This window comes from Streptomyces sp. NPDC054840 (genome assembly GCF_053611065.1).
In genome coordinates, this window is sequence record NZ_JBSGZP010000225.1 from 1 (window position 1) to 4564 (window position 4564).

The following is a 4564-nucleotide window of genomic DNA, read 5'->3' on the forward strand; positions in this document are numbered from 1 at the left end:
GCCCGGGGGCGTGGCGGGCGCCGTGATTCCGCCGGCCGGACGCCAGGGGTTGCGGCCCGAGGTCAGGCTTGAGCCTTCACGTCGAGGATGAACGAGGACCACACGACGGCCGGGAATACGAGGACCGGGCCGGCGCCGCCTTGCTTGCTGTCGCGCACGGGGACCACGTCGAGGAGGTCGTCGGAAACCTCGACGCAGCTGGCGCCCTCTCCGTTGCTGTACGAGGACGTCCGCCAGGACAGGGCGTTCACGTCTGCGCGCATGTCGCGTACTCCTCCGCCACCGACTCGATCAAGGTCAGGGACACTTCCGGCGACAACGCAGCGGCCCTGGCCAGATCGTATGACTTCCAGTGGCGCTGTACCAGGGCGGGATAGTCGAGCAACTGCCCGACGCGGGGCCCCTCTGTGTAGGCCACGTCAGGCGCGTCGGCGAACTGCATGATGGTCACCAACGAACCCAGGGCACCATGAGCACCGGCCGAGAACGGCACGACCTGCACGGTGATCCGACGGGCCCGGACATACGCCGAGATATGCCGCAACTGGGCCGCCATCACACCATGCCCCCCGACGGCCGTCCGCAGTACCGCCTCATGCAGAACGACCCACAACTCGGGGGTGGTCGGATTGTCGAGGATTCGCGCGCGATTCCTTCGGAACATCACCAGGGAATCCACGTGCTCGGCAAGCGCGGTGGGACTGGCGGCCCAGGTCACAGCCCGAGCGTAGTCCTCCGTCTGAAGGAGCCCAGGGACCAGCGTGGAGGCGTACTCATAGAGGGCCGATGCCAGACCTTCCAGCTCGGCCGCGCTGGCAAAGTACTCAATGTGCTTGGACTTGAAGGCCCTGGCCAGGCGGAAGAAGTAATCCCCCGTATCCAGTTCTCTATCGATGAGCTTGGCGATCTCAGGGCGCAGCCGGCGCCGCCCGCTCTCCATCATCCCGACGTACGCCCCGGTGGCGAAGATCCGCTCGCCCAGCCCTTCCTGGGTCAACCCCGCCGCCTCACGCCGCCCCCGCAGCTCCTCGCGGGCGAACTCCTCCGGCGTCTGCGCGCCGCCCTCGTCATTCGGCTTGGCCATGAGCCAACTCCCCGCTTCCGCAGTGCCCTCGCTCCGCGAAAGAGCGTAGTCCTCGCCGCGACGCCGGTTCAGCGGAACGCATTGATACGACTACACGACGCCACAGCGCCCGCCACCCCTGGTCGGGGACGTGGCGGGCGCTGTGCCGGGAGTTCCGTACACCGTTGTACGGACCGTATGAGGGGTCCCGCCCTTCGCGGGGCGGGGGTACTGCTCGTGGCGCGGGCCCCGCACGCCGGTCGGAGGTCGGCGCAGCCGGGCGAAGCCCGGGAGGCCGCCTGCGGCCGGACGGTGCGAGCACGGCATCCAAAAGGAGTCGTGGCGGGCGCTGCGTCGGAGTTCCACACGTCATTGTGCGGACCGTATGAGGGGTCCCGCCCTTCGCGGGGCGGGGGCGCTGCCGGTGTCGTTACACCGTCAGCGAGCGGTCCGTCGGCTTGACCGGGTACGGGAGGGCGCTGCTGCCGGTCAGGAAGCGGTCCACGCCGCGGGCGGCCGAGCGGCCCTCCGCGATGGCCCAGACGATCAGCGACTGGCCGCGGCCCGCGTCGCCGGCGACGAAGACGCCGTCCACGTTGGTCGCGTAGGAGGCGTCGCGGTCGATGTTGCCGCGGGCGTCCAGCTCCAGGCCGAACTGCTGGACCAGGCCGTTCTCCTGGTCCGTGCCCGTGAAGCCCATCGCCAGGGTGACCAGCTGCGCCGGGAGGACGCGCTCGGTGCCGGGCTTCTGGACGAGCTTGCCGTCCTCGAAGGCGACCTCGACCAGGTGGAGGGCCTGGACGTTGCCGTCCTCGTCGCCCTCGAAGTGGGTGGTGGAGACGGAGTAGACCCGCTCGCCGCCCTCCTCGTGGGCCGAGGTGACCTTGTAGAGCATCGGGAAGGTCGGCCAGGGCTGGTTGGCGTTGCGGTCCTCGCCCGGCTTGGGCATGATCTCCAGCTGCGTGACGGAGGCCGCGCCCTGGCGGTGGGCGGTGCCCACGCAGTCCGCGCCGGTGTCGCCGCCACCGATGACGATCACGTGCTTGCCCTCGGCCGTGATGGGGGGCGCCATGAAGTCGCCCTCCTGGACCTTGTTCGCGAGCGGCAGGTACTCCATCGCGAAGTGGATGCCGTTCAGCTCGCGGCCCGGGACCGGCAGGTCGCGGGAGACGGTCGCGCCCGCCGCGATGACCACCGCGTCGAACCGCTTGCGCAGGTCGGTGGCGGTGATGTCGCGGCCGACCTCGATGCCGGTACGGAACTTGGTGCCCTCCGCGCGCATCTGCTCGATGCGGCGGTTGATGTGCACCTTCTCCATCTTGAACTCGGGGATGCCGTAGCGCAGGAGGCCGCCGATGCGGTCCGCGCGCTCGTACACGACCACGGTGTGGCCGGCCCGGGTCAGCTGCTGGGCGGCGGCGAGGCCCGCCGGGCCGGAGCCGATGACGGCGGCCGTCTTGCCGGACAGCCGCTCCGGCGCCTGCGGGGTGACGTCGCCGTTGTCCCACGCCTTGTCGATGATCGAGACTTCGACGTTCTTGATGGTCACGGCGGGCTGGTTGATGCCGAGCACGCACGCCGACTCGCAGGGGGCCGGGCACAGCCGCCCGGTGAACTCCGGGAAGTTGTTCGTCGCGTGCAGGCGCTCCGACGCGGCGGTCCAGTCCTCGCGGTACGAGAAGTCGTTCCACTCCGGGATCAGGTTCCCGAGCGGGCACCCGTTGTGGCAGAACGGGATGCCGCAGTCCATGCAGCGGCCGGCCTGCTTGCTGATGATCGGGAGCAGCGAGCCCGGGACGTAGACCTCGTTCCAGTCCTTCAGCCGATCGGCCACAGGACGGGTGCAGGCGGTCTCGCGGGGGGTGGTGAGGAAGCCCTTCGGGTCAGCCATGGGTCGCCGCCTCCATCATCTTCTCCGTGGTCTCGGATTCCGAGAGTCCGGCGAGCTCAGCGGCGTCCTTGGCGGCGAGCACTGCCTTGTACGTGGTGGGGATGATCTTGCTGAAGCGGTCCACCGCGACGGACCAGTCAGCCAGGAGCTTCGCGGCCACGGTCGAGCCGGTCTCCTCCTCGTGGCGGCGCACCACATCGTGCAGCCACTGCTTGTCGGTGTCGGACAGGGCCTCGACGGCGCCCGCGTTGCCGACGTTGACATTGTGCGGGTCGAGGTCGATGACGTACGCGACGCCGCCCGACATACCGGCCGCGAAGTTGCGGCCCGTCTCGCCCAGGACGACCGCCTGGCCTCCGGTCATGTACTCGCAGCCGTGGTCGCCCACGCCCTCCGAGACGACCAGCGCGCCCGAGTTGCGGACGCAGAAGCGTTCGCCGGTGCGGCCGCGCAGGAACATCTCGCCGCCGGTGGCTCCGTAGCCGATGGTGTTGCCGGCGATGGTGGAGTACTCGGCGAGGTGGTCGGCGCCGCGGTCCGGGCGGACCACGATGCGGCCACCGGAGAGGCCCTTGCCGACGTAGTCGTTGGCGTCGCCCTCCAGGCGGAGGGTGATGCCCTTCGGCACGAACGCGCCGAAGGACTGGCCGGCGCTGCCGGTGAAGGTCAGGTCGATGGTGTTGTCGGGCAGGCCCGCGCCACCGAACTTCTTGGTGACCTGGTGGCCGAGCATGGTGCCGACGGTCCGGTTGATGTTGCGGATGGAGACCTGGGCGCGGACCGGCTGGGCCGCCTCGGCGGTCTCGGCGTTCAGCGCGTCGGCGGCGAGCTCGATCAGCTCGTTGTCGAGGGCCTTCTCCAGACCGTGGTCCTGCTCGATCAGGGCGTGGCGGACCGCGCCCTCGGGCAGCTCCGGCACGTAGAAGAGCGGCTCCAGGTCGAGGCCCTGCGCCTTCCAGTGCGTGACGGCCGCGGTGGTGTCGAGGATCTCGGCGTGGCCGACGGCCTCCTCGATCGTGCGGAAGCCCAGCTCGGCGAGGATCTCGCGCACCTCCTCCGCGATGTACTCGAAGAAGTTGACGACGAACTCGGGCTTGCCGGAGAAGCGGTCGCGCAGGACCGGGTTCTGGGTGGCGATGCCGACCGGGCAGGTGTCCAGGTGACAGACGCGCATCATGACGCAGCCGGAGACGACGAGCGGCGCGGTCGCGAAACCGAACTCCTCGGCGCCGAGCAGCGCGGCGATGACCACGTCGCGGCCGGTCTTGAGCTGGCCGTCGGTCTGGACGACGATCCGGTCGCGCAGCCCGTTGAGCAGCAGGGTCTGCTGGGTCTCGGCGAGGCCGAGCTCCCAGGGGCCGCCCGCGTGCTTGAGCGAGGTGAGCGGGGAGGCGCCCGTTCCGCCGTCGTGGCCGGAGATGAGGACGACGTCCGCGTGGGCCTTGGAGACACCGGCCGCGACCGTACCCACGCCGACCTCGGAGACCAGCTTCACGTGGATGCGGGCGGCCGGGTTGGCGTTCTTGAGGTCGTGGATCAGCTGAGCCAGGTCCTCGATGGAGTAGATGTCGTGGTGCGGCGGCGGGGAGATCAGGCCGACACCCGGGGTG

Annotated in this window: 4 protein-coding genes; all 4 read right to left on the minus strand. The window is 70.0% G+C overall.

Features of this window, described 5'->3' with window-relative positions; all coding sequences use genetic code 11:
* Positions 1–62: 62 nt before the first annotated feature.
* A complete protein-coding gene (locus tag ACWGIU_RS17815; protein WP_453706841.1) occupies positions 63–263 on the minus strand; it encodes a DUF397 domain-containing protein in 201 nt (66 codons plus the stop codon).
* Positions 248–1084 (minus strand): helix-turn-helix domain-containing protein, encoded by an 837-nt coding sequence (locus ACWGIU_RS17820; protein WP_453706843.1) that lies wholly within the window; start codon positions 1082–1084, stop codon positions 248–250. Before ACWGIU_RS17820 ends, ACWGIU_RS17815 begins: the two co-directional genes overlap by 16 nt.
* Positions 1085–1493: 409 nt before the next feature.
* Positions 1494–2954 carry a glutamate synthase subunit beta gene (locus tag ACWGIU_RS17825; RefSeq protein WP_393851493.1) on the minus strand — a complete coding sequence of 487 codons (1461 nt, stop codon included), beginning with the start codon at positions 2952–2954 and terminating at the stop codon, positions 1494–1496.
* Positions 2947–4564, minus strand: a 1618-nt coding sequence (locus tag ACWGIU_RS17830) for a glutamate synthase-related protein (protein ID WP_453706845.1), incomplete at its 5' end; no start/stop codon positions are given. The genes ACWGIU_RS17830 and ACWGIU_RS17825, both read right to left, overlap by 8 nt.